19 protein-coding genes and 1 tRNA gene are annotated in these 20815 nt (G+C 42.3%); 10 read left to right on the forward strand and 10 right to left on the reverse strand.

All coding sequences use genetic code 11. The features are described 5' to 3' along the window. Positions 1–21: 21 nt before the first annotated feature. Positions 22–609, reverse strand: a complete 588-nt coding sequence (locus tag FQ608_RS13500) for a DUF6134 family protein (RefSeq protein ID WP_234364196.1) — start codon at positions 607–609, stop codon at positions 22–24. Positions 610–921: 312 nt separating this feature from the next. Next, a tRNA-Phe gene (locus FQ608_RS13505) sits at positions 922–994 on the reverse strand. 89 nt (positions 995–1083) lie between these two features. On the opposite strand from FQ608_RS13505, the gene FQ608_RS13510 reads away from it, so the two are divergent. The 6 genes from FQ608_RS13510 (at position 1084) to FQ608_RS13535 (ending at position 8439) form a co-directional block, all read left to right on the forward strand. Continuing rightward, entirely contained in the window at positions 1084–2421 is a 1338-nt protein-coding gene (locus FQ608_RS13510; protein WP_158858769.1) for a 4Fe-4S dicluster domain-containing protein, read from the forward strand. Positions 2422–2429: 8 nt separating this feature from the next. Further along, positions 2430–3230: a (Fe-S)-binding protein gene (locus FQ608_RS13515; protein WP_199856376.1), complete on the forward strand. Its 801-nt coding sequence runs from the start codon at positions 2430–2432 to the stop codon at positions 3228–3230. Between the two features lie 175 nt (positions 3231–3405). Next, positions 3406–3894 carry a hypothetical protein gene (locus FQ608_RS13520; RefSeq protein ID WP_158858771.1) on the forward strand — a complete coding sequence of 163 codons (489 nt, stop codon included), beginning with the start codon at positions 3406–3408 and terminating at the stop codon, positions 3892–3894. Between the two features lie 44 nt (positions 3895–3938). After that, positions 3939–5864: an OmpA family protein gene (locus FQ608_RS13525; protein ID WP_158858895.1), complete on the forward strand. Its 1926-nt coding sequence runs from the start codon at positions 3939–3941 to the stop codon at positions 5862–5864. Positions 5865–5905: 41 nt separating this feature from the next. Further along, a complete protein-coding gene (locus FQ608_RS13530; protein ID WP_158858772.1) occupies positions 5906–7075 on the forward strand; it encodes an AIR synthase related protein in 1170 nt (389 codons plus the stop codon). Between the two features lie 29 nt (positions 7076–7104). Then, complete coding sequence (locus tag FQ608_RS13535) at positions 7105–8439, forward strand: neutral/alkaline non-lysosomal ceramidase N-terminal domain-containing protein (protein ID WP_158858773.1); 1335 nt, start codon at positions 7105–7107, stop codon at positions 8437–8439. A gap of 18 nt (positions 8440–8457) precedes the next feature. Here the strand turns inward: FQ608_RS13535 and FQ608_RS13540 are convergent, their stop codons facing one another. The 5 genes from FQ608_RS13540 to FQ608_RS13560 all read right to left on the reverse strand — a co-directional run bounded on the left by FQ608_RS13540 (position 8458) and on the right by FQ608_RS13560 (position 11948). Continuing rightward, complete coding sequence (locus FQ608_RS13540; protein ID WP_158858774.1) at positions 8458–9030, reverse strand: pyridoxamine 5'-phosphate oxidase family protein; 573 nt, start codon at positions 9028–9030, stop codon at positions 8458–8460. 217 nt (positions 9031–9247) lie between these two features. Further along, positions 9248–9871: a thioredoxin family protein gene (locus FQ608_RS13545; protein WP_158858775.1), complete on the reverse strand. Its 624-nt coding sequence runs from the start codon at positions 9869–9871 to the stop codon at positions 9248–9250. A 7-nt stretch (positions 9872–9878) separates the two neighbouring features. Next, positions 9879–10358 carry a TlpA family protein disulfide reductase gene (locus FQ608_RS13550; RefSeq protein WP_158858776.1) on the reverse strand — a complete coding sequence of 160 codons (480 nt, stop codon included), beginning with the start codon at positions 10356–10358 and terminating at the stop codon, positions 9879–9881. Positions 10359–10503: 145 nt separating this feature from the next. Further along, a complete protein-coding gene (locus FQ608_RS13555) occupies positions 10504–11352 on the reverse strand; it encodes a sugar phosphate isomerase/epimerase family protein (protein ID WP_234364197.1) in 849 nt (282 codons plus the stop codon). A 248-nt stretch (positions 11353–11600) separates the two neighbouring features. Further along, the gene (locus tag FQ608_RS13560; protein WP_158858777.1) at positions 11601–11948 is read right to left on the reverse strand and encodes a hypothetical protein; all 348 of its coding nucleotides are present in this window, start codon (positions 11946–11948) and stop codon (positions 11601–11603) included. 202 nt (positions 11949–12150) lie between these two features. Between FQ608_RS13560 and FQ608_RS13565 the strand changes: the two genes are divergently transcribed. From FQ608_RS13565 to FQ608_RS13575, 3 genes are all read left to right on the forward strand, one after another. Then, on the forward strand, positions 12151–14625 hold the full coding sequence (locus FQ608_RS13565; RefSeq protein WP_158858778.1) for a bifunctional UDP-N-acetylmuramoyl-tripeptide:D-alanyl-D-alanine ligase/alanine racemase: 2475 nt from the start codon (positions 12151–12153) through the stop codon (positions 14623–14625). A 161-nt stretch (positions 14626–14786) separates the two neighbouring features. Continuing rightward, the gene (locus tag FQ608_RS13570; protein WP_158858779.1) at positions 14787–15440 is read left to right on the forward strand and encodes a hypothetical protein; all 654 of its coding nucleotides are present in this window, start codon (positions 14787–14789) and stop codon (positions 15438–15440) included. Between the two features lie 19 nt (positions 15441–15459). Continuing rightward, positions 15460–17157, forward strand: a complete 1698-nt coding sequence (locus tag FQ608_RS13575) for a capsule assembly Wzi family protein (protein WP_158858780.1) — start codon at positions 15460–15462, stop codon at positions 17155–17157. 1 nt (position 17158) lies between these two features. Here the strand turns inward: FQ608_RS13575 and FQ608_RS13580 are convergent, their stop codons facing one another. Further along, the gene (locus tag FQ608_RS13580; protein ID WP_158858781.1) at positions 17159–18061 is read right to left on the reverse strand and encodes a M28 family peptidase; all 903 of its coding nucleotides are present in this window, start codon (positions 18059–18061) and stop codon (positions 17159–17161) included. 75 nt (positions 18062–18136) lie between these two features. On the opposite strand from FQ608_RS13580, the gene FQ608_RS13585 reads away from it, so the two are divergent. Then, positions 18137–19123 (forward strand): NTPase, encoded by a 987-nt coding sequence (locus FQ608_RS13585; RefSeq protein WP_158858782.1) that lies wholly within the window; start codon positions 18137–18139, stop codon positions 19121–19123. Between the two features lie 292 nt (positions 19124–19415). On the opposite strand, the gene yjjX is transcribed toward FQ608_RS13585, so the two are convergent. Continuing rightward, complete coding sequence (yjjX, locus tag FQ608_RS13590; RefSeq protein ID WP_158858783.1) at positions 19416–19985, reverse strand: inosine/xanthosine triphosphatase; 570 nt, start codon at positions 19983–19985, stop codon at positions 19416–19418. Between the two features lie 31 nt (positions 19986–20016). Beyond that, a complete protein-coding gene (locus FQ608_RS13595) occupies positions 20017–20724 on the reverse strand; it encodes a YebC/PmpR family DNA-binding transcriptional regulator (RefSeq protein ID WP_158858784.1) in 708 nt (235 codons plus the stop codon). Positions 20725–20815 lie beyond the last annotated feature (91 nt).

Below are 20815 nucleotides of genomic sequence, written 5' to 3' on the forward strand. Positions count from 1 at the left end.
GATCATATACCATTGCAAGTTTTACTTTCTTTTTATTATATAATTTTTAATTGGGCTATGCATGACCGCCCTATCAAGCTTTCCATTAATATAGGTGTATTTGTTTTTGTTTTCATTTGCTAACGTCTCATACTCGCTGCTTCCCAAGGCTTTTATGCTGCCAAAAACACCATAATTTTCAGCGATCATCCTCCTCCTGCCAATTGGCTCTTCAAAAAACAGGCGCACAGCACTATAATCAATATTCTCCCGGATTACAGTCTCAATTTCATATTTGTATGACTTAGCATCCACTTGGTAAAATTCATCCTCTAGCCAAATTCGTGAAAGAAAATTACCCCGGTTTGTCTGGGATGCCACAGTAGAGCGAATAAATCGATTCCCCACATATTTTACATCTGTCACATAGTCTATATTGATTTGTCCAAACAACCAAAGGCTCACTTTAGATGTCAGCAGGTAGGTGGTCGTATCTCCCTCCTCTGTTTTGGTGGCTGTCATTTCCCCAATACTAAATCCCGCAATAGTTATTTCATATTCGTGACGTTCTTGGGCTTGGAGAGAAGTAATAAGAAAGTAGGAAAAGACAATAAATATGTATTTTTTCAACAGTTGTATGATTTTTAGGTTAGGTAATCAGCCAAGGACTACGCTGATGTCTAGATTTTGGCACAGTTAAGATGGTTATTCTTGAAGTAACGAATGCTTTTAAAATTACCACTAATAATCCCTTAAAAAAATTCAATTACTTCTATTTAACGATACATTGCTTTATCTTCGAAGCACAAAATTAAATCACCACAATATAGTATGCATGCGCACTATTTATTACTTTGCATCATGAAGAAGGTAAATTACAATTCTGACCAGGCATTTGAAAACAGCATAAATAAAAAAAGCCTTGGATTAATCCAAGGCTCGTGGTGATGAGTGGGCTCGAACCACCGACTCACGGATTTTCAGTCCGATGCTCTACCAACTGAGCTACATCACCTCGGTAAAGTGATGCAAAGGTAGGTATTTGTATGGTTAGTGCAAATGATTTTATTTAAAAATTAATCTATATTTAATAAGCAGTTCACTATGAGTATTTTACCACAACTACTTTTTTTAACCCTGTTAGTTGCGTCAGGGGTGGTTTTGTACAGGAGGATAACCTTTCTAAGGAATACCATTCTCCTTGGGAAATCGGAATCCAGAACAGACAATCCCTCCCAACGATGGAAGACCATGGCACTAATTGCTTTTGGTCAGCAGAAAATGTTTAAGCGTGTAGGTCCGGCGATTTTGCATTTACTCATATATGTGGCTTTTATCGTGATCAATATTGAAGTGCTGGAATTTGTCATTGATGGGATTAGTGGTAGTCACCGCATATTTGCCCCAGCCTTGGGGGGTGTTTATACAGTGGCCATGAATATTTTCGAATGGTTGGCGATTGCGGTATTGGTGTCCTGTGTTGCATTTCTGATCCGACGGAATATCACCCGCGTGCCGCGCCTTACTATGCCTGAACTACGTGGCTGGCCTGCCTTAGACGCAAATCTTATCTTATGGATAGAAATTGTCTTGATGCTGGCTATATTGACCATGAACGCCACCGACCAACTTCTGGCCGAAAGAGGTGTAGCAGGTTATATTCCACTTGGGGGTCTGATCTTTAGTAGTGTACTAGCGCCGTTGTTTGATGGCTTTGGAGACGGAGCTTTGGTAATTACCGAGCGGATTGCCTGGTGGTTTCACATTGTCGGCATCTTAGCTTTTGCTATCTACGTCACTTATTCGAAGCACCTTCACATTTTTCTAGCTTTCTCCAACACTTGGTTTTCAAACTTAAAACCAAAAGGGGAAATGAAAAACATGAAAGAAATTACCAATGAAGTAAAATTAATGCTGGGCGTACCCACTCAAGGAGTGGAGGAGCCGCCAGCCGAGGTCGGTCGCTTTGGAGCAAAGGATGTGAATGACCTCAGCTGGGTTAATATCATGAACGCTTTTGCATGTACAGAATGTGGACGCTGCACGGCAGAATGCCCCGCAAACATAACAGGCAAGAAATTGTCTCCGAGAAAAATTATGATGGATACCCGAGACCGGGCAGAGGAAGTAAGCAAGAGTATCGCAAATGGCGGCCCTGGACTGGAAGACGGAAAAACCCTACTTGGCGATTACATCACCAAAGAAGAAATAAATGCCTGCACCAGCTGCAATGCCTGCGTGGAAGCCTGTCCCATAAATATTGACCCCTTGGATATAATCTTGCAATTGCGCCGCTATGTGGCGATGGAGGAAAGCGCTAGTCCTGCTCAATGGAACGTCATGTTTCAGAATATTGAAACAAGCTTCGCACCTTGGAAATTTGCGCCAACAGACCGCTTCAAGTGGGCAGATGAAATTAAGGGAAAACCAATGAACGATTAAAAGACAACATGAGCACTACTTTTCAAATACCAACAATGGCCGAAAAAACGGCGGCAGGAGATCAGCCGGAAATTTTATTCTGGGTAGGCTGTGCCGGGTCTTTCGATGAACGGTACAAAGCAGTTACTATCGCGTTTGTCAAAATATTGAACAAACTGGAAATAAATTTTGCCGTACTGGGAGAAGAAGAAACCTGTACGGGAGATCCTGCGCGGAGAGCTGGAAACGAATTTCTCTTCCAAATGCAGGCAATGAGTAACATTCAGGTGCTCAACGGGTACCAAGTAAAGAAAATAGTAACGGCCTGCCCCCACTGTTTCAATACCTTGAAGAATGAATATCCAGAACTAGGTGGCAACTATGAGGTTCTTCACCATAGCCAGTTTCTACAGCAGTTGATTCATGCCGGTCAGGTTGTTCTCAAGGGAGGAGGGGGGTTCAAGGGGAAAAAGATTACCTTCCATGACAGCTGTTTTCTGGGAAGGGCAAACAATGTCTATGAAGCACCGCGGGAGATCATTGAGGCCCTGGATATGGAGCTTGTTGAAATGAAGCGCTGCCGGTCAAAGGGGCTTTGCTGTGGTGCCGGAGGTGCCCAGATGTTTAAGGAGCCCGAGGCTGGAAAGAAGGACATCAATATAGAACGGACGGAGGAGGCCTTAGCCACCGGTGCAAAAACAATTGCAGTTGGTTGTCCTTTTTGCCTCACCATGATCTCGGATGGGGTGAAAAACAAGGAAAAGGAAAACGAGGTAAAGGTCTTGGATCTGGCCGAACTTATTGCCAATGACTTGGGACTGAATAGCTAAAACTAGCCAATAATAGATTAATTCGATTGTGTCCAAATTCTAACAATAGTAAGTTTATTGGTGTTTATGTCATAACATGCCTAGATTTTTTGTATCATTATGATTGAATTACCCGTTTAATCAACAAGAAAAAAGAATGCAATTATTCCGTCACGGAAAACATAACGATTAACTTATGTATATACCCTTCAAAGAGATGCCGGCCAATTCCAGAATATGGGTTTACCAGTCTGACAGGCCATTTGACACCTCAGAAATAAACTGGATACAATCCCATCTTTCCTCATTCTGTGAAGGGTGGAATACCCACGGCCAAGGAATGCCTACTTCTTTTGAAATCATGTATGACCAATTCATCCTGCTGGGCGTAGATGAAAAGGATTTAGGCCCCAGTGGATGTTCTATAGACAGCTCGGTGAGGATTATTCGGAGCATTGAGGAAAAAACGGGTGTAAACCTGTTGGATTCAGGCAAAGTCTCATTTCTTTCAGAGGAAAAGGTAACTGTAAATAAACTGGCAGATGTACGGCAGTCCATTACAAAAGGAATATTGCAACCTGAAACGCCCGTGTTTAACCCAATAATTAACACCAAAAGTGATTTGGCTGAAAAGTGGATAATCCCGGCCAAGGAGAGTTGGCTGAAAAGATACTTTAACAACTAGATTTCAATACCTGCCAAATGAATAGCTATTTCTCTTATGTGAACATGAAGCGCGGTTACTACTATTTAATATTGCTCACTGTATTCGCTGCGGGATGTACAAGTCTTCAGCAAAAAGGAATGAACCAGTTCAGTTCCGGTGAATATCAGGTAGCGATTTCCACTTTTTCCCAAGTATTGGAGAAAGAGCCTGAAAATCAGGAAGCCAATTTTTATGTTGCGGAGAGCTATAGGCTCTCGAACCGCATCGAGAAATCGGCTCCATACTACGAAAAGGTTCTTCAGGAGGAAGAGACTTTCGAAAATTATTATTATAAAGGCCTAAGTTTAAAAAATCAGGGAAAATACGAAGAAGCGGAAGAAGCCTTCAAGTCATCTAAAGCCTTTACAATGGATGATTTACTTATCGCAAAGGCCGATAAAGAAATAAAAGCCATTAATACCTTGGAAAGTATCGAACCGCTTTGGCCCAACCACAAACTCGAAAACTACGAATTGCTGAATAGTCCCGGCTTGGATTATTCGCCAATTGTCAACGAAGGCTATCTCTATTTTACGAGTTCCCGTGGCGCCGGAGGTGTCTACACGGCAACTGGTCAGGGATATACACAACTCTTTCGCACCAGAGCGGAAGGGGTTAGAGTAGATGTACAAAATGTAGAACGTATCCCTGAATTTCGCAATGAACAGGGGCTCAACCAAGGAGCTATCGCCATCAGTCCGGATGGCAATACTATAATTTATGCTCGCGGAAATGCGGCGACAAAGAAGGATCTTCCCGAGGTTAGTTTATTTGCCTCTTACTTTAGGGGTGGAGGGTTTACTCAGCCCATTTATTTGGCGGCCAACGAAGAACCCACCTATTGGAATTCAACCCCTGCATTCAGTCCAGATGGAGAGACGCTTTATTTTGCGTCAAACAGACCCGGTGGGTATGGAGGTATAGACATTTATAAAGCAACAAAAATCGCTAGCGGTGACTTCGGAAATGTCCAAAATCTTGGACCGGAAATCAACACCAGCGGGAACGAGCTTTTTCCCCGCCCTATGGAAAATGGTGAATTTTACTTTGCTTCGGACGGGCACCCCGGATATGGTAAATTAGACATTTTTGTGGCTAAACAGGAAAACGGAAACATTACCGTGAGAAATTTGGGGCCAAACATCAACTCCCTGGCAGATGATTTCGGTATATTCTTTACCGACTATCCAAAGGAAGGGTTTATCACTTCCAATAGAGAGGGGGGAAAAGGGGATGATGATATTTATTTCTTCCAGGATTTTACTCCAAAGCCCAAAGTGGTCAACGTCTTGCTGAATGTCACTACATTGGGTAAAACTGACGGAGGTGACGAAGAAGTGCTCCGAGATACCCGGGTAGTTCTTTATGATCAAAACAACCAAACGATAGACGGTAATTTTTCAAATCAAAATGGACGCTTAAGATTTCAGATGCAACCAGATCAAACATACAGCATGATTGCGTCTAAAAACGGGTATTTTTCCAAGAGCATCCCCTACAGTACCATTGGAAAGACTCCGGCTCCTGAGGACTTGATTCAGGATGTGACCAACGTGACCTTGGATACCACCATCATTTTGGAAAGACTAATTTTAGAGCGGGCCATTGTTTTGGAAAACATTTATTACGATTTGGATAAATCGGAAATTCGGCCGGATGCGGCACTAGAACTTGATAAGCTCGTTCAAATATTGAAGGACAATCCACAGATTAGAATTGAGCTAAGTTCACACACAGATGCCCGTGCAAGTGACGAATACAATGACCTGCTGTCCCAACGAAGAGCTGAATCCGCTGTGCAGTATCTTATTACACAGGGTATCGCCGCAGACCGGATGGAAGCCCGAGGATACGGAAAGCGTCAGCTAATCATTGAAGATGCCCAAACCGAGGAAGAGCATCAAGTCAACCGTAGGACGGAGTTCAAAGTAATAGAAATCACCCAGTAAAATGCTTACCTTTGCACTTTGACCAGAAAAGCTGCAAGCTTATGAATGAAAGATATATGCAAAGGGGCGTTTCTGCCGCGAAGGAAGATGTACATCAGGCAATTGCAAATTTGGACAAGGGCCTATTTCCCAACGCCTTTTGCAAAATTGTAGAGGACATACTGGGAGGGGACCCCGAATATTGCAATATCATGCATGCTGACGGTGCAGGTACAAAGAGCTCCCTAGCCTACTTATACTGGAAAGAAACCGGTGATTTGAGTGTTTGGAAAGGAATAGCCCAGGATGCCATTATTATGAATATAGACGACCTACTTTGTGTAGGTGCTATCAATAATATTCTAGTCTCATCGACTATCGGGAGAAACAAAAATCTAATACCAGGAGAAGTAATTGCGGCCATTATTAACGGCACCGAAGAGGTTTTGGAAATGCTCCGTGAACACGGTGTTCACGCAGTCCTAACCGGAGGAGAAACTGCCGATGTGGGAGATCTCGTACGAACGATCATTGTAGACAGTACGGTCACTTCCCGTATGAAAAGATCAGAAGTAATATCCAATGACGCTATCCAACCAGGGGATGTCATTGTTGGCTTGTCTTCTTACGGACAGGCGACCTATGAGTCCGCCTACAACGGGGGTATGGGTAGCAACGGGCTTACCTCAGCGAGGCATGATATTTTTGGAAAAGCCATCAAAGCCAAGTATCCGGAAAGTTTTGACCCGCAAGTGCCAGAAGAATTGACTTATAGCGGTAGTTATAACCTCACCGACCCTGCTCCGGGCACGCCGGTTGACATGGGTAAGCTTGTACTTTCTCCCACGCGTACCTACGCCCCGATTATGGTGGAAGTGCTGAAAAATCTTCGCCCGCACCTCCATGGTGTTGTACATTGCAGCGGCGGAGCGCAAACCAAAGTGCTCCATTTTGTAAATGACGTACATATTGTAAAGGATAACCTTTTCAAAACTCCTCCATTATTTTCAATTATTCAAGACCAAAGCGGGACAGATTGGAAGGAAATGTATAAGGTATTTAATATGGGTCACCGTATGGAGATTTACCTGGACCCCAAGCATTCCGACACGGTGATCCAGATAGCCGAATCCTTCGGAGTGGAGGCACAGATTATAGGAAGAGTAACTGCCGGGACTGGCAAACGCCTTACTATTACCGGCGATTACGGAACCTTTGAGTACGGCGGCTGATACCAACTTATCACATTCAATCCGGGCTCATGTTAAAGTTACTTTTACGTTTCCTTATTATCACGCTACTTTTTTTTGTAGTGGTTGTGTTTTCGACCATCACCTATGTGGACTGGACGCCATATGAAGAAACTGCCTACTATCATGAAACGGTGGAATCCCTTGAAAATTTAGCTTGGCAGTCATCAGACAATGGATACTTTTTAGCAGGATGGTCAAAAGAAAACATCACACCAGGCGAACCTAAGCCGCTGATACCATACAAACCCCGTGGAGATTATGAATTCGTACTGGACAGTAGTTATGTAAAAACCCTAATATTGGGTAACAATGAGCAACTGATTGCATTTATCAACTATGAGATCCTATTTGTCCATCCGTACTTGGCGCAAAAAATAAGGGATAGGATTATCGGGGAAAAATTGCCCATAAACCATATCTATTTTACCACGACCCACACCCACAGCGGCTATGGGGGTTATTCTCCCGGTTTGATTGGCAGGCTTACAATGGGGGGATTAGATGAAGAAGTTGTAGATCTGTTGGCAAGCGAGACTGTCCTAAGCCTTAAAAGTTCTTTGTCATCAATGGATACAGCGACCTTATCCTATAGAAAGACGTATGCTGCCGACTTCGTCACCAACCGCCTAATCGAAAACGATCCAATCGATCCCTACATCCGGGAACTTCGCATCCAAAAAAACTCGGGAGAAACGGGGTCATTGCTAACCTTCAGCGCGCACTCTACCATGTTGCCTGGCCGTTATATGGGCCTTTCTGGAGATTACCCTTTCTACCTCACAAAACTTCAGGAACAGACAGTTGATTTTTCTTTGTTCGCTTCAGGAACCGTGGGAAGCCACCGTCCGGTAGGTGATGGCGAGGGACCTAAGAGAATTCAAGACTATGCGTATAGGCTTGATTCTGTCCTTAAATCGGATACAATTTCCCACGACACTCTTCTAAGAACTAGTCTAAGATCCGGGAAACTAACAATGAAATTACGATCTGCCCATTACCGAATAAGTGACAACTTACGCCTAAGGCCATGGCTTTTTGACTGGGCATTTGGTGATAGCCCTGCGCACTTGGACATTCAACAATTGGGTAATCTTCTTTTTATCTCCAGCAGCGGTGAGTTGTCTGGTGTTTTTTATGAAGAATGGGAGAAACTTGCCCAATCCCAAGGGTTACACCTTATCGTGACCTGTTTTAACGGGGGCTATATCGGATACATCACTCCCGACAAATATTATGGGGAGAAATTATATGAAGTCAGGGATATGAATTTTTTTGGACCCTTCAACGGTGCCTATCATAGCGAACTTGTGGAACGTATCATTTCTTCTACCCAAGCCAAGTAAACCAAGTTAACGTTTAGTTTAAGGAGCGATCCAATCCATTTTCCATTTGTCATCATTTCGCACATATTTTGCCCGAATATGATTCATCCCATCCAATTGCAGGACATTAAACTCGGAAGGAACTATCTGAACCACAGAGAAATTAGAGTTTCCCATGTTTTCAGGCCAATTATAGGCCTCGACCGGATGGGAAATTAGTGTCCCGGGAGTTAAGACCGGATTGTATGCTTTTTGAGCTTCCCCTTCGACCGTCATCCAGAATTTTTCTGCCACAGCATTGTTTCTGTGAACCAAAGCTGTACCCTGCATCCTTATCTGAACCCCTTTTTCAGAATCATAGAAAAGCAAGGCTACATCAGGGTTGGCTCGGATATGGCCAATTTTCTGAGTCCGGTAATCGGTGAAGAAGTAGAGGCATCCTTCTGCATCCATTGCTCTAAGTACCACATACCTAATATCCGGCACCTGTTGGTGAATAGTGGCCAATGACATAAACCGAAAAGGATGTCCTGTATCCTTTGCTGCCGATTTCAATGCATCTAAAACAATTTTTAAAACTTCTGATAACTCATTATTCTTTGTGATCAACATATTTCTTTACCCAAATACTTTCCGTAATAATACGTAAATTTACTTAACCTGAAAAAATCGAAATTAGCTTAATTTTAAAAATCCAGCCCAATTCAGATCATAAAAAAATGATTTTTTTGAGATAACGTTACACACTAGTGTATCTAAATAGAGTATTAAATGGTTTAAAAAAAGCCTTTCCGTCGTATGGGAAAGGCTTTTTATTTTTTTTGAGTGCTTAGGATTTTCTCCATTTAATGGTGCATCCAATAGCCTTTGTCCGCTCTTCCTCTACACTACCTCCTGTCAATACCGCCTCCATGGCGTCTTCAACGTATTTTTTTGTCACAGCGGAAGCATCCTGATAATTATTGTCAATCGCTCCTATATATTTGACAATAAAATCATTGCCCTCTTTCTTTACCAAATAAACCTGTGGGGTATTGGTGGCGCCATAAGCTTTTGTAATTTCCTGCGTTTCATCATACGCATAGGCAAAGGGGAAGTTTTTGGATTTCGCCCTTTTCTTCATATTGTCAAAACTGTCGCCGGGACTTCGTTTGGCATCATTGGGATTGATAGCAATCACCGGGAAACCTTTGGGGGCATAGGTGTTGTGCAATTCAATCATCCGGTCCTCATAGGCTACCACATACGGACAGGTATTGCAGGAAAAGATCACCAAAAATCCTTTTGCATCCGGGTGGTTGGCCATGGAGACGGTAGTGCCTTCGACAGTTTTCAGATCAAAGTCCATTGCTTTATCGCCTACTTGGAATCCACCTTGCGCAAATGCTCCAAGGTTGGTCAACAGCATGATTATGACAGTAAAAAAGAGTGTTTTTTGAAGAATCTTTTTCATGGTTATGTTATTTAAGTTGACTAATAATGTCTTTTAATTCGCTTTCATCCAAGTCCCCCTCATGAAAAATCCGCTCTCCGTTGGGTTTTACAAAAAGAGTTGCCGGGATTGCGCCGGACCACTTTTCGCTCACCTTGTTAATCCAACTGTTAAAATCCACGTCATCTAAAAGGAAGACAGGAGATTTCACACCTCTTTTTTCAATAAATGCAGTCACCCTTTCCGGTCTGCGCCCATCATCCAATGAAATAAACAATAACTCGACACTTGTGTCCTCCGAATTAACTTTTTCAAACGCCGGCATCTCTTTCACACAAGGAGCGCACCAGGTAGCCCAAAAATTATAAATTTTAATTTTATCGGAAGATTTTTGGGTCATTTGCTCAAACGTATCGAAAGAAATGACCTCCAAGGGTGGTGAATAGGTACCAAAAACACCAGTAAACAGAAACGATAGAAGAATTAACGCACGGGAAATAAGAAGCATTTGTGAATAGTTGGTTTAGTTGGGAATTTGAGTGTATTAATTAAACTCTAATATCCTCATAGTCATGTAATTTCATACGAAATCCACTATCTAATGTTGGGGGAACGCCATAAAAATCTGATGAAAAAAAATAAATACGAACTTATTATTCGTTTAAAATGGAATTTATATAAAAGACACTTTGTGGGATTTGGCTTACTGATCGGGAAGACTCATCTTCGATGATGAGGTATTCCACACCGATTTCTTTCGCCTTTCTGATAATGGCTGCGATGTCTATATCCCCGGTCCCTAAAACCACATTGGTCTCCACGTCTCCAGTACCATCACTTGTACCCTGTGTTCCGGGCTTGCGGTCTTTTAAGTGGAGTAAGGGGAATTTTTCAGGGTATTTATTAAGCAATGCCAACGGGTCAACACCGCCCATCTGAGCCCAGAAAATATCCAGTTGAAAATCAAAATAGGTTGCATTGGCCGCCATATAGTCAAAGAGTGTTCCTGTTTCGTAAGGTTTGAATTCATATCCGTGCGGATGATAGCAATAGACGAGACCTGCATCTTGAACCAATTTACCGGCTTTGTTTAAGACTTCAACTGCGGCCTTGGCTTCCTTTTCCCCAAAAAGCCCAGAGGTATGTGGAATCCAAAACGTAACGATATATTTAGCCCCAAATGCTTTGGCTTTAGCAATGACAGCCTGTGGATTATCTCGCATTTCCTCATAGGAGCCTCCGACACTTATGAGCTGAAGGTCATACTTCTCAAGTAAATCCTTATAAGCTTTCATCGGCATGTCGTAAGTACCCCCTCCCTCGATATAGCGAATTCCCCACTGATCAATGATTTCGTGGTATTTTTCCACGTCGGTTTTCATTTGGTTTCTCAGGCTATATAATTGCAATGCAATTTCCTGAGCAGGCACTTCGGCAAGGAATAGCATAGTAATGCATAAAGCAATCATTTTTTTACCTAGGTTCTTTACAGTTTCAATCATAACAGCTTTATATTGGGGAATTTAAAAATAAGTCTTTCTACGCAGTTATAAAAGCTATACAGCCATTAAATGAATCAAATAGTGACTTCTCATTTACATTTTGTCCGAATTCAGAAAAATCGTCTACAAACTCGTAGAAAAAGAAATTCAAATTAATTAAAAAGGAAAAGGTCAGTTGAATCAGTGAATGGTGCTATTTCGAACGTAAAAGTAAAGATTGGAATTGTGCTGGATTAAAAATAGTGGGATTATTTTTCTTTGAATCTATCTAGGACATAAAGGAAAATATTAAACGAGAGGGTTGATGTCGCTTCGTCCTTTACCTCGCTCAGCTCCTCAACACGGTATCCACTGCTGTCCCTAGTTACTTTATCCGTGGAGGAACTCATTTTTGATGATTTCTTCTCAGACGGCTGATGGTACATTTCCTTTCTTTCAGTTTCTGTGAACGAATTGTATGGAGACTTCACTTGTTCTGAATCTGATTTCTCTTTATCAGATTGGGCGGTAACTTCAGTAATGAACAGACAACAAAACAACATTCCGCCAAAAGCAGCGATTTTCAGTATTTTCGAAAGATTATTAGGCGTGTGCATATCAGGTGAAGCTTTTTATAAATAGTACGCCATTAAGGTGTTACATTTGTTTCAAATATAGCAATAATATAGATGTTTACAAAAAATTCAACAAACCAATTTTCTATTACTAAATCAGTAACAGCCACGGTAAAAGTGGTTGGAATTCTTAAATTTAAGCCAAATCTTTCGTGGACAACCTAATCGGTACTTTACTTTTCCCATGGTAAAAAAAATCAAACTTACAGAGTTGGCTGGACTCTTTGAAGCCACCATCCTTTCGGATGGTAATCAGGGATATATCTCCTCCATTTGCATTGATTCCAGAAGGATCTATCCTGAGCCAGAAATTCTTTTTGTTGCCTTACCTGGAGAAAAGACTGATGGACATTCATTTTTGAAAGCTGCCTACGAGGGAGGGGTGAGGAATTTTTTAGTTCAGAAAGGAAGATATGAAACAGGCCTACTGCGAAATTATGCAGACACGACGATATTATTAGTTTGCGATACCCTACGTTCGCTACAATTTTTGGCTGCTTGGAACAGAAATCAATTCCAAGGACCCGTTTTGGCAATCACTGGGAGTAACGGAAAAACGATCGTTAAGGAATGGTTAGGGCAGCTCTTGGAACAACACTACCGAGTAGTAAAAAGCCCAAAAAGTTACAACAGTCAAATTGGTGTACCGCTTTCCATCTTTACCATGGCCGTTGACCATCAGGTAGCTGTACTGGAAGCGGGCATTTCTCAACCCGGTGAGATGAGAAATCTCGAAGAAATGATTCGGCCAACTATCGGATTATTCACGAATCTCGGGACAGCACATGACGGGAATTTTTCCGGAAAAGACGAAAAACTTAAGGAAAAAGCACTGCTATTTTCCGGTTGCCAATATATCATTTACCGGAAGGATCAATTAGCGGTAGCTGCATATTTTCAATCCACTTTCATGCCAGAAAGGCTTATCAGCTGGTCTGAAACAGAGGGAGCGGATTATACACTTGCTGTAAGAAAAGAACCCAACAAGACCAAAATAATCTTATTGCGACCGGATTTAAGTTTATTTACATTTAACTGCAGTTTTTCGGACGAAGCTTCGCTCGAAAACCTAAGGCACGTAATCGTCGCCTGCCTCACTCTAGGCCTCAGCCCCACACAGATTCAAGATGCCATCCCACTTCTCAGGTCAGTAGACATGCGCCTTACCGTGAAAGCCGGTCTCCGTCAGTGCACATTGATTGACGACACCTACAACAATGATCTGGGAGGACTGGTAGTAGCGTTGGAGTTTATGCAGGTGCAGAGGCAAAAACGACGGCGAAAGGTGATATTATCCGACCTTCCACAACTAGGCTCCTCAAAAAATAGCTACCACAAAGTAAAAACCCTCCTGGATCACTTCAAAATTGATGAAATATATGGCATAGGAATGGAGATCGGTAGGCACCTTACAAGTTTGGAGGTAAGGGGTAAATGGTTTGCAAATACAGATGAGTTTTTAAGGACAGCCGATCTCACAACTTTCGACAACGACCTTATTTTAATCAAAGGAGGAAGAACATTTGCTTTTGAGAAGATTGTCCAAGCACTGGAAGAGCGGATCCACGGTACAGTTTTGGCAATTAACCTCAACGCACTGACACACAACTATTTCTTTTATCGGAAAAGAATACCTAAAGGAACCAAAGTGATGGTCATGGTAAAAGCGGCTGCATATGGCGGCGGTGCGACTGAGATAGCCAATCATTTACAAAAGCTAAAAGCTGACTATTTATCGGTCGCCTATCCGGATGAAGGAGTTGAACTTCGCAACAGCGGGATTACGCTGCCCATTATGGTATTAAATGCCGGAATTGAAAATTTTAGCCAGATGCAGGCTTTTCAGTTAGAGCCGGTAATTTATAGTACAGAAATTTTAACGGCCATAGGCACTTTCAGCCAATTGGAAGGAAAAATAACTGCTGTTCATTTAGATTTGGATACCGGTATGCGCCGACTGGGCTTTGAAAAAAAGGACCTTGGACAAGTAAGGGAACTATTAGCCAGATACCCGCTAATTCGAATTAAAAGCGTCTTTACTCACCTTGCTGGCTCTGACGAATCCCAGCATGACGATTTTAGCCTTAAGCAGCTTTCTCTGTTTGATGAAATGAATGGAATATTGCAATCCTTTTTAGAATATATCCCCTTGAAACACGCCTTGAATACGGCGGGTATCCTTCGCTTTCCCGAATATGCTATGGACATGGTGCGGCTAGGTATTGGCATCTATGGAATTGCAGTTGATGAAGGGTCTAAAGGCCAATTGCAGCAGGTGGGCACCTTGAAAACGACCATATCACAGGTCAAAACACTCAACGCGGGAGAAACAGTTGGCTATGGTAGAATGGGGACTAGGGATAGAACGACAAGAATAGCTACGATTGCCATCGGTTATGCGGATGGGTTTGACAGGAGGTTTAGCAATGGTAAGGGATTTGGACTCGTTCATGGAAAAAAGGTACCGGTCATAGGAAACGTATGTATGGATATGACCATGTTGGACATAGGCGATATACCTGCAAAAGCGGGTGATGAGGTTACAATATTTGGAGAAGGAATTGACTTGAAAGAACTGGCGAAAGAAATTGGGACTATTCCATATGAATTATTGACTCATATCAGCAATCGTGTGAAGCGGGTATACTTCCTCGATTAGCCTAGAAGCTCCTTCACTTTCAGACAATAAACTGTTTTGTAAGTGTTAAGATTGGCGAATATTTTGTTTATTTGCCTGAAATTAGGGCATTGGAAAAACTGGGTAGTTATTTCAGTCTTTTTCCTTTAACGCAAAAAATGGTGGTTGTTAAATCAATTGTTATGTCAAAGTTTTCGCTACGTCAGGCATTTTTTTTAATATGTTTGTGGGTAGTTTGTACCTCCTGTGAACACTCGCTATTGGAGGAAGTATTGGTCTATCAAAATGATTTTTCGGCCATGGATGTGACCAATATAGACAATGCGCAGCTCGACGAGTTCCAGGGAAGGCCGGTATTGGGGCCATATAATTTAGCCGAAGTTTCAATTAACGTTCCTAACTTACCATCCCACAATACGGTACGGGTCAGTGTTGACATCTTGGTTCATGACAGTTGGGATGGCAATTCGGACGATGTGGGAGGTCCTGATTTTTGGTATATGCAACTAGACGGATCTGAAGTAATCCGGACTACTTTTTCCAATAGCCCCTGCAATACCCTTTACTGTTTATACCAATCCTATCCCGAAAATTATCCCAGGTTTTTGGAGCCCAAAACTGCAGCAGAAACCACACAACTCCCAGGTAGATGTCAATATGCTGATTTACCTGGTTGGACTACCTTGTATCGGGTTACCAAGCTAATTTCCCATTCTAGGGGACAATTAAACATCTTATTAGGAGATGAACTAAAGCAGACGAATACTCCAAATCCATTATGCGATGAAAGTTGGTCAATTGCCAACATCGAAGTCAGTACTTTGATTATAAAATAACGCCTATAAATAAAAAAACATGAATCGAGCAATTAAGCTGTTGGTGTTGTCATCCCTTGTGGCGATTAATTTTTTCCATGCCATCGGACAAAGTCTCTCTCTAAATCAACGGGAAATGGAGGACTATCTCCGTCGGGAACAGCTGTTGGGTAAGACCGATTCAACGATAAGTTTTATGATTAGGCCATTGTATCCCCAACAGTCGCTTAAGAAAGACAATGGTATAGACCTAGACGGAACATTCACGGATGAGGATTTGTCTAAAATCAAATTTAGGTTTTTAGAGAACAAAGGCAGATTTCAGATTCTTCCCGTCATGTGGCGTACCCAATATAATTCCAATTATGCCTTCGGCTTGAATGACGGATCCATGATTCCAAACCGTGGCTTACAGCATTTAATAAGTATGGGATTTTATGGTGAGTACGGCCCTTTTTCAATCCAACTTCAACCGGAGTTTATCCATGCGGCGAACAGGGATTTTCAGGGTTTTCCAACTGAACACTATGGCATCACATGGATGCGTTATTATGAATGGCTGAACACAAGCGATATACCGGAGCGTTTTGGAACATCTCCCTATACCCGCATATTGCCCGGCCAGTCAAGTATTCGATTCAACCATAGGGAACTATCGATAGGAATCTCCACCGAAAATCTCTGGTGGGGTCCAGCCAGGAGATCATCCCTGCTGATGAGTAACCATGCGCCCGGCTTTCTACATGCAACAATAAATACACGGGAACCCATTAATACGCCAATTGGAAAATTCGAAACGCAGCTTATAGCGGGAAGGCTGGAAGATTCGGGTATTGCCCCTCCCCAAACTGATATTTCATACGCCCAGACGCCTCTCTATGTGGCCAAACAGGAAAGCCAGAATTGGAGATACATATCCGGCTTTGTACTCAGTTATCAGCCAACATGGGTTCCGGGTCTATTTCTCGGATTTAGCAGCGTCTCCCAAATGTACAATTCGGATATGTCTAAATTCGGTGATTATCTTCCACTTTTCAACAGCCAAAAAGGTCCGGAATCCATCAGCCGACCAGATGTAGACAAAAGGAACCAACTTAGTGCGGGTTACTTTAGGTGGATATCACCCAAGGGAAGGTTTGAGTTTTATGGAGAATATGGCTCAAACGGGAATAGCCGCTCACTTCATGATTTTCTAATCAATCCTGATCTGAATAGGGCATTTTCCTTTGGGCTAACCCACCTTATTCCACTGAAAAAAACGGATGCCTTTATGCAGGTCGGTTTGGAAATTACTCAAACCGGTCAGACTATCAGAGAGAATATTTTAGCAAAAAACAGTTGGTATACCCACCCCCACGTGAGGCACGGATACACACACCAGGGACAAGTATTAGGATTTGGCTATGGCCCTGGAAGTAATGTCATTTCGGCGGAATTGGCTTGGGTTAGAAATTTTAACAAAATTGGGTTTCAACTAGAATATATTAATAACAACAATGACTTTTATTATTTTGCGTTTGAAGAGTCTAAGGACTGGAGAACTAAATACGTAGACATTATACCAGGCTTTATTACAGAATGGAGGGTGAGTAACTTACTATTATCCGCAACCGCGCAATTCCAGCGGACCTTAAATTACAAATGGTATCTTCGACAGACGGGAGATCAGTACTTTGTGCCTGGCTTGGACAAAAATAATACCATAGGCCGCCTTTCGGCAACCTATATATTTAAATGACTTAGAGAATATCACGTTCGATCTGAAGTAGTACTTGAAGGATAAGTTCGGTCGCCTTGGTGTAGAAATCCGGGTCAATACGATCAACCGAGTCGGTAGGCTTGTGATAATCCTCGTGGTCATCCACGCCAAAATATATAAAAGGTATGCTTTTAGCATGGAAAGGACCATGGTCTGAGGCATTCGACCAATCTTTTTCACCGGTTCCACCATCATTACCTAGGTATAGATCTATGGAAGAGTTTTCTTTGATGGGTAACAGATATTTTTTTAACTGGGGGTAATGACGACTGCCGACCGCATAGAGGCGGTTAGTTTCGCTGCGACTGATCATGTCCATGTTTACCACTACTTTGACCAGATCTAGTGGAAAAGGAAAATCCGCCAGCAGTGCTTTGGATCCGAGCAAGCCAAGTTCCTCTGCATCTAATGCAGCAAACAAGTAAGAGTGCTTAGGTCGATGTTGACTAAAATGAGCAGCAAAAGCCAGCAATGCGGCAGTACCGGAAGCATTGTCATCGGCTCCCAAAAAGATATCCTTTCCCTTTGTACCCAGGTGATCATAATGTGCCATCACTAGAATAAGAGTATCCGTTTCGCTGCCAGGAATAAACCCAATAATGTTTGCCGGATTTTGTTGGTCTTGGGTACGCCTTCCCCCTTTCATGGTGAAATATTGAATAAAATCTTGAAACTGACTGGTTAATTCCAAGTCGTGAAATCGCTCCGCGATATAAGATTGCGCCAATCTGTTTCCTTCACTCAGTGTAGCTCTGCCTTCCAACTTTGGTGAAGACAGGTAGGTAATATCTTTGATTAGCTGCTCCTTATCGAGTACTTGTCCAATTAAAAATCCCGGGGCTAATAAAAAAAGAAATAAAATGGCTTTTCTCACCGTTTTCATATGGGTAGATTATCGATATCGTTGTGTATATTCGTGAAAATACGAAACTTTAGCAACTGGATTTAGAATTTGTACATGAAATATCTTTCGACAGCTGTTTTTATTTGGCTCTTTCCTTCATATGTTTTTGGGCAGGATAGTCCTGCGGAGGTATTTTTAAACGGTAAATCGGTAGTTTTGGTTTCAGCCTCCCCGTCGGCGTCACCTGCGTATTCCTGGGAAAATATCGGAGAGGAAATCCACCTTTCCTTGGTTGAATCAGGAGCTGACCCCATTGCCTACTACGAGTTGGAGGATGTGGTCCTTTCGGAAGCCACACAGGCGACGTTCGCCGACAGCTTTACTAAAAGGATTGTTCAAAGTATAGTGGTGGTTACCCGTAAGCAGGACGGTAGCTTTCACCTTCAGGTTTTTCCGTTCAGCGGTGACAAAAATATCCTTCGTATGGGTCAAAGTCTATCCACAACCGCTTCCACCATGGAAGAATTCAAGGATAATGTAGCTTCATTAGGTAGAAATCAGCCAACGGGAAATTATTTGGTATTGGAAGTTCCTGAGTTTCCCCAATCTCCTACTGGAACAGAGAGTAGCAATACCTCTTATCTCAAGCAGGCCCCGCTTAATCTCGACGTTTTCAAGTTAGGTGTGGTTCTAACTGGGGCTTCCGGAGAATCGGGATTCCTCACTACTTTTCGGCATGATCTATTTGGGAAATCCCCTGAACAACGTGAAGCGGAGCAAAATGCGGAAAAACAAGGGCTGGAAGAGGTCTTCAGAGAAGTATACACCCATCAAGTTGAATTCCTGACCGAGACACTCAGCAATCAGGAGTTAATACAAAGCAGGATCCAATTTATACTCATGCGCATCGAAGGAAGGGAAGGTGACATTATGCAAAGTATGGGAGTAAATATTCCCCCAGATACAGATGTTAATCGGATAGTGGTCAAATATTACATCAAATTTTTGGTGCGAAATGAACTTTATATAGGATCAGAGTGGGATGCCTCCCCGAATTGGAAAGAAGCCTTGACTGCTTTTTTGAAGCAGATTGTTAGGTGAAAAAAAGGGCCTGACTGGAAAGACAGGCCCCGCACGGTAGTCGGTGATGGTTAATGTATGGGTGATAAACAACCTTTCTACCTTTCTCGTGTTTTGATCAAAAGCAACTTAATTTTATTGATAACGAACGTATGGCAGGTTTCGTGTCAATAAATCAATCTAACCGACAGAATGAATTATCAGTTTATATAGCTCAATATAACTGTCAGTAAAAAGATTGTTAAACCACTTGCAATTTAGTATCAACTATTTATGAAACCAAATAGGTATTTTCTATTTTTAATAAACCCCATCAATAAAATTCTTCATTCATATATGGAAGGAGTGAAAGTATCACAGCTTGATAATAATATTCTTTCCTTGGAAGCAAACCTTTAGTAAGTAAACCTACTGCACCTCCTGCTTGTTTGGAATTTTCTTTGTTAAATATTTTGTCTGTAGCGTCGCCCAGTTCTTTGCCTTTTCGTAAATGTTCGGATATTGCATCCGGCAAGAAAAAAGTACTTGTCTTGGCCTTGCCTATGATTTGGGAACCGTTCAAAACCACGACCCAGGCAAAGGCTACCATTTGCTCCCCTACTTCGTCCACACCACCTTCTATGCCTACCCAGAAGTCAGCTTCTGGAAAGGCATTCTTGGAAGCATAGGCGCGGTTGTATGCACCGGTATAAGTTTCTACGTCCCCGACAGGCTGTGCACTGACCTGCGCATCTACCTCTAATCCCTGCACAATAAACTGACCTTCGAAAACAGCTTGAAAGGCGTCCTCAGCACTTTGGATTTTGACCGGATTCTTACTTCCTACGATTACTAATTTCTGTCTGGTCTGTTGGTGTAAATTTTTTCTCTTTGGAAATGCCATTGGTGGTGATAGCTAATAGAAATGCCCTGAATTAGGCCATATTATGGTATATTTGATTAACGTCGTCATCTTCTTCGATTCGGTCTATCATTTTCATTACTTCATCTTCCTGCTCGGGAGTCAGCTCTGTAAGGGACATGGGAAACCGCTGGAAATCAGCACTGATGAGGTCAATATGACGATCCTCAAGTGCCTTTTGCATGTTCCCGAAATCTTCAAAAGCGGTGTAAATAAAAATCTCCCCCTCATTTTCGTCTATATCCTGCAATCCATAGTCGATAAGTTCTAGTTCCAACTCCTCCATATCAAATTCCGCAGCCGCAAAACGGAATACCGCCTTATGGTCAAACATAAAACTCACGGAACCGGAGGTGCTAAGAGATCCGCCTGCTTTAGTGAAATAGTGACGTATATTGGCCACAGTTCTATTGATATTGTCAGTGGCCGTCTCGATGATCACCGCAATTCCATGAGGCCCGTAACCTTCGTACACAACTTCTTCGTAATCTTTTTCATCTTTGTTACTTGCCCGGGTTATCGCTGCTTCTATCCTGTCTTTAGGCATGGAAGCACCCTTGGCGTTTTGGATGATTGTTCTCAGCTTGGCGTTGGTATCCGGATCGGGACCACCGGACTTGACCGCGATTACGATTTCTTTGCCCAGGCGGGTGAATACCTTGGACATTTTATTCCAGCGTTTGAATTTTCTCTCTTTTCTAAATTCGAAAGCTCTTCCCATATTTTACCGATATTAACGCGGTAAAATTAATAAAACTTTTGAATAAGCAGCCCTCAAAATAGTTTCCATATCTTATTTCCCTTATTTATCG

The organism is Lunatibacter salilacus, assembly GCF_009797935.1.
GTDB classification, from domain to species: domain Bacteria; phylum Bacteroidota; class Bacteroidia; order Cytophagales; family Cyclobacteriaceae; genus Lunatibacter; species Lunatibacter salilacus.

Coding starts and splice junctions, on each gene's coding strand:
- FQ608_RS13510 (WP_158858769.1), top strand. CDS start 1,084: ATGAGTATTTTACCACAACTACTTTTTTTAACCCTGTTAGTTGCGTCA.
- FQ608_RS13515 (WP_199856376.1), top strand. CDS start 2,430: ATGAGCACTACTTTTCAAATACCAACAATGGCCGAAAAAACGGCGGCA.
- FQ608_RS13520 (WP_158858771.1), top strand. CDS start 3,406: ATGTATATACCCTTCAAAGAGATGCCGGCCAATTCCAGAATATGGGTT.
- FQ608_RS13525 (WP_158858895.1), top strand. CDS start 3,939: ATGAAGCGCGGTTACTACTATTTAATATTGCTCACTGTATTCGCTGCG.
- FQ608_RS13530 (WP_158858772.1), top strand. CDS start 5,906: ATGAATGAAAGATATATGCAAAGGGGCGTTTCTGCCGCGAAGGAAGAT.
- FQ608_RS13535 (WP_158858773.1), top strand. CDS start 7,105: ATGTTAAAGTTACTTTTACGTTTCCTTATTATCACGCTACTTTTTTTT.
- FQ608_RS13540 (WP_158858774.1), bottom strand. CDS start 9,030: ATGTTGATCACAAAGAATAATGAGTTATCAGAAGTTTTAAAAATTGTT.
- FQ608_RS13545 (WP_158858775.1), bottom strand. CDS start 9,871: ATGAAAAAGATTCTTCAAAAAACACTCTTTTTTACTGTCATAATCATG.
- FQ608_RS13550 (WP_158858776.1), bottom strand. CDS start 10,358: ATGCTTCTTATTTCCCGTGCGTTAATTCTTCTATCGTTTCTGTTTACT.
- FQ608_RS13555 (WP_234364197.1), bottom strand. CDS start 11,352: ATGATTGAAACTGTAAAGAACCTAGGTAAAAAAATGATTGCTTTATGC.
- FQ608_RS13560 (WP_158858777.1), bottom strand. CDS start 11,948: ATGCACACGCCTAATAATCTTTCGAAAATACTGAAAATCGCTGCTTTT.
- FQ608_RS13565 (WP_158858778.1), top strand. CDS start 12,151: ATGGTAAAAAAAATCAAACTTACAGAGTTGGCTGGACTCTTTGAAGCC.
- FQ608_RS13570 (WP_158858779.1), top strand. CDS start 14,787: ATGTCAAAGTTTTCGCTACGTCAGGCATTTTTTTTAATATGTTTGTGG.
- FQ608_RS13575 (WP_158858780.1), top strand. CDS start 15,460: ATGAATCGAGCAATTAAGCTGTTGGTGTTGTCATCCCTTGTGGCGATT.
- FQ608_RS13580 (WP_158858781.1), bottom strand. CDS start 18,061: ATGAAAACGGTGAGAAAAGCCATTTTATTTCTTTTTTTATTAGCCCCG.
- FQ608_RS13585 (WP_158858782.1), top strand. CDS start 18,137: ATGAAATATCTTTCGACAGCTGTTTTTATTTGGCTCTTTCCTTCATAT.
- yjjX (WP_158858783.1), bottom strand. CDS start 19,985: ATGGCATTTCCAAAGAGAAAAAATTTACACCAACAGACCAGACAGAAA.
- FQ608_RS13595 (WP_158858784.1), bottom strand. CDS start 20,724: ATGGGAAGAGCTTTCGAATTTAGAAAAGAGAGAAAATTCAAACGCTGG.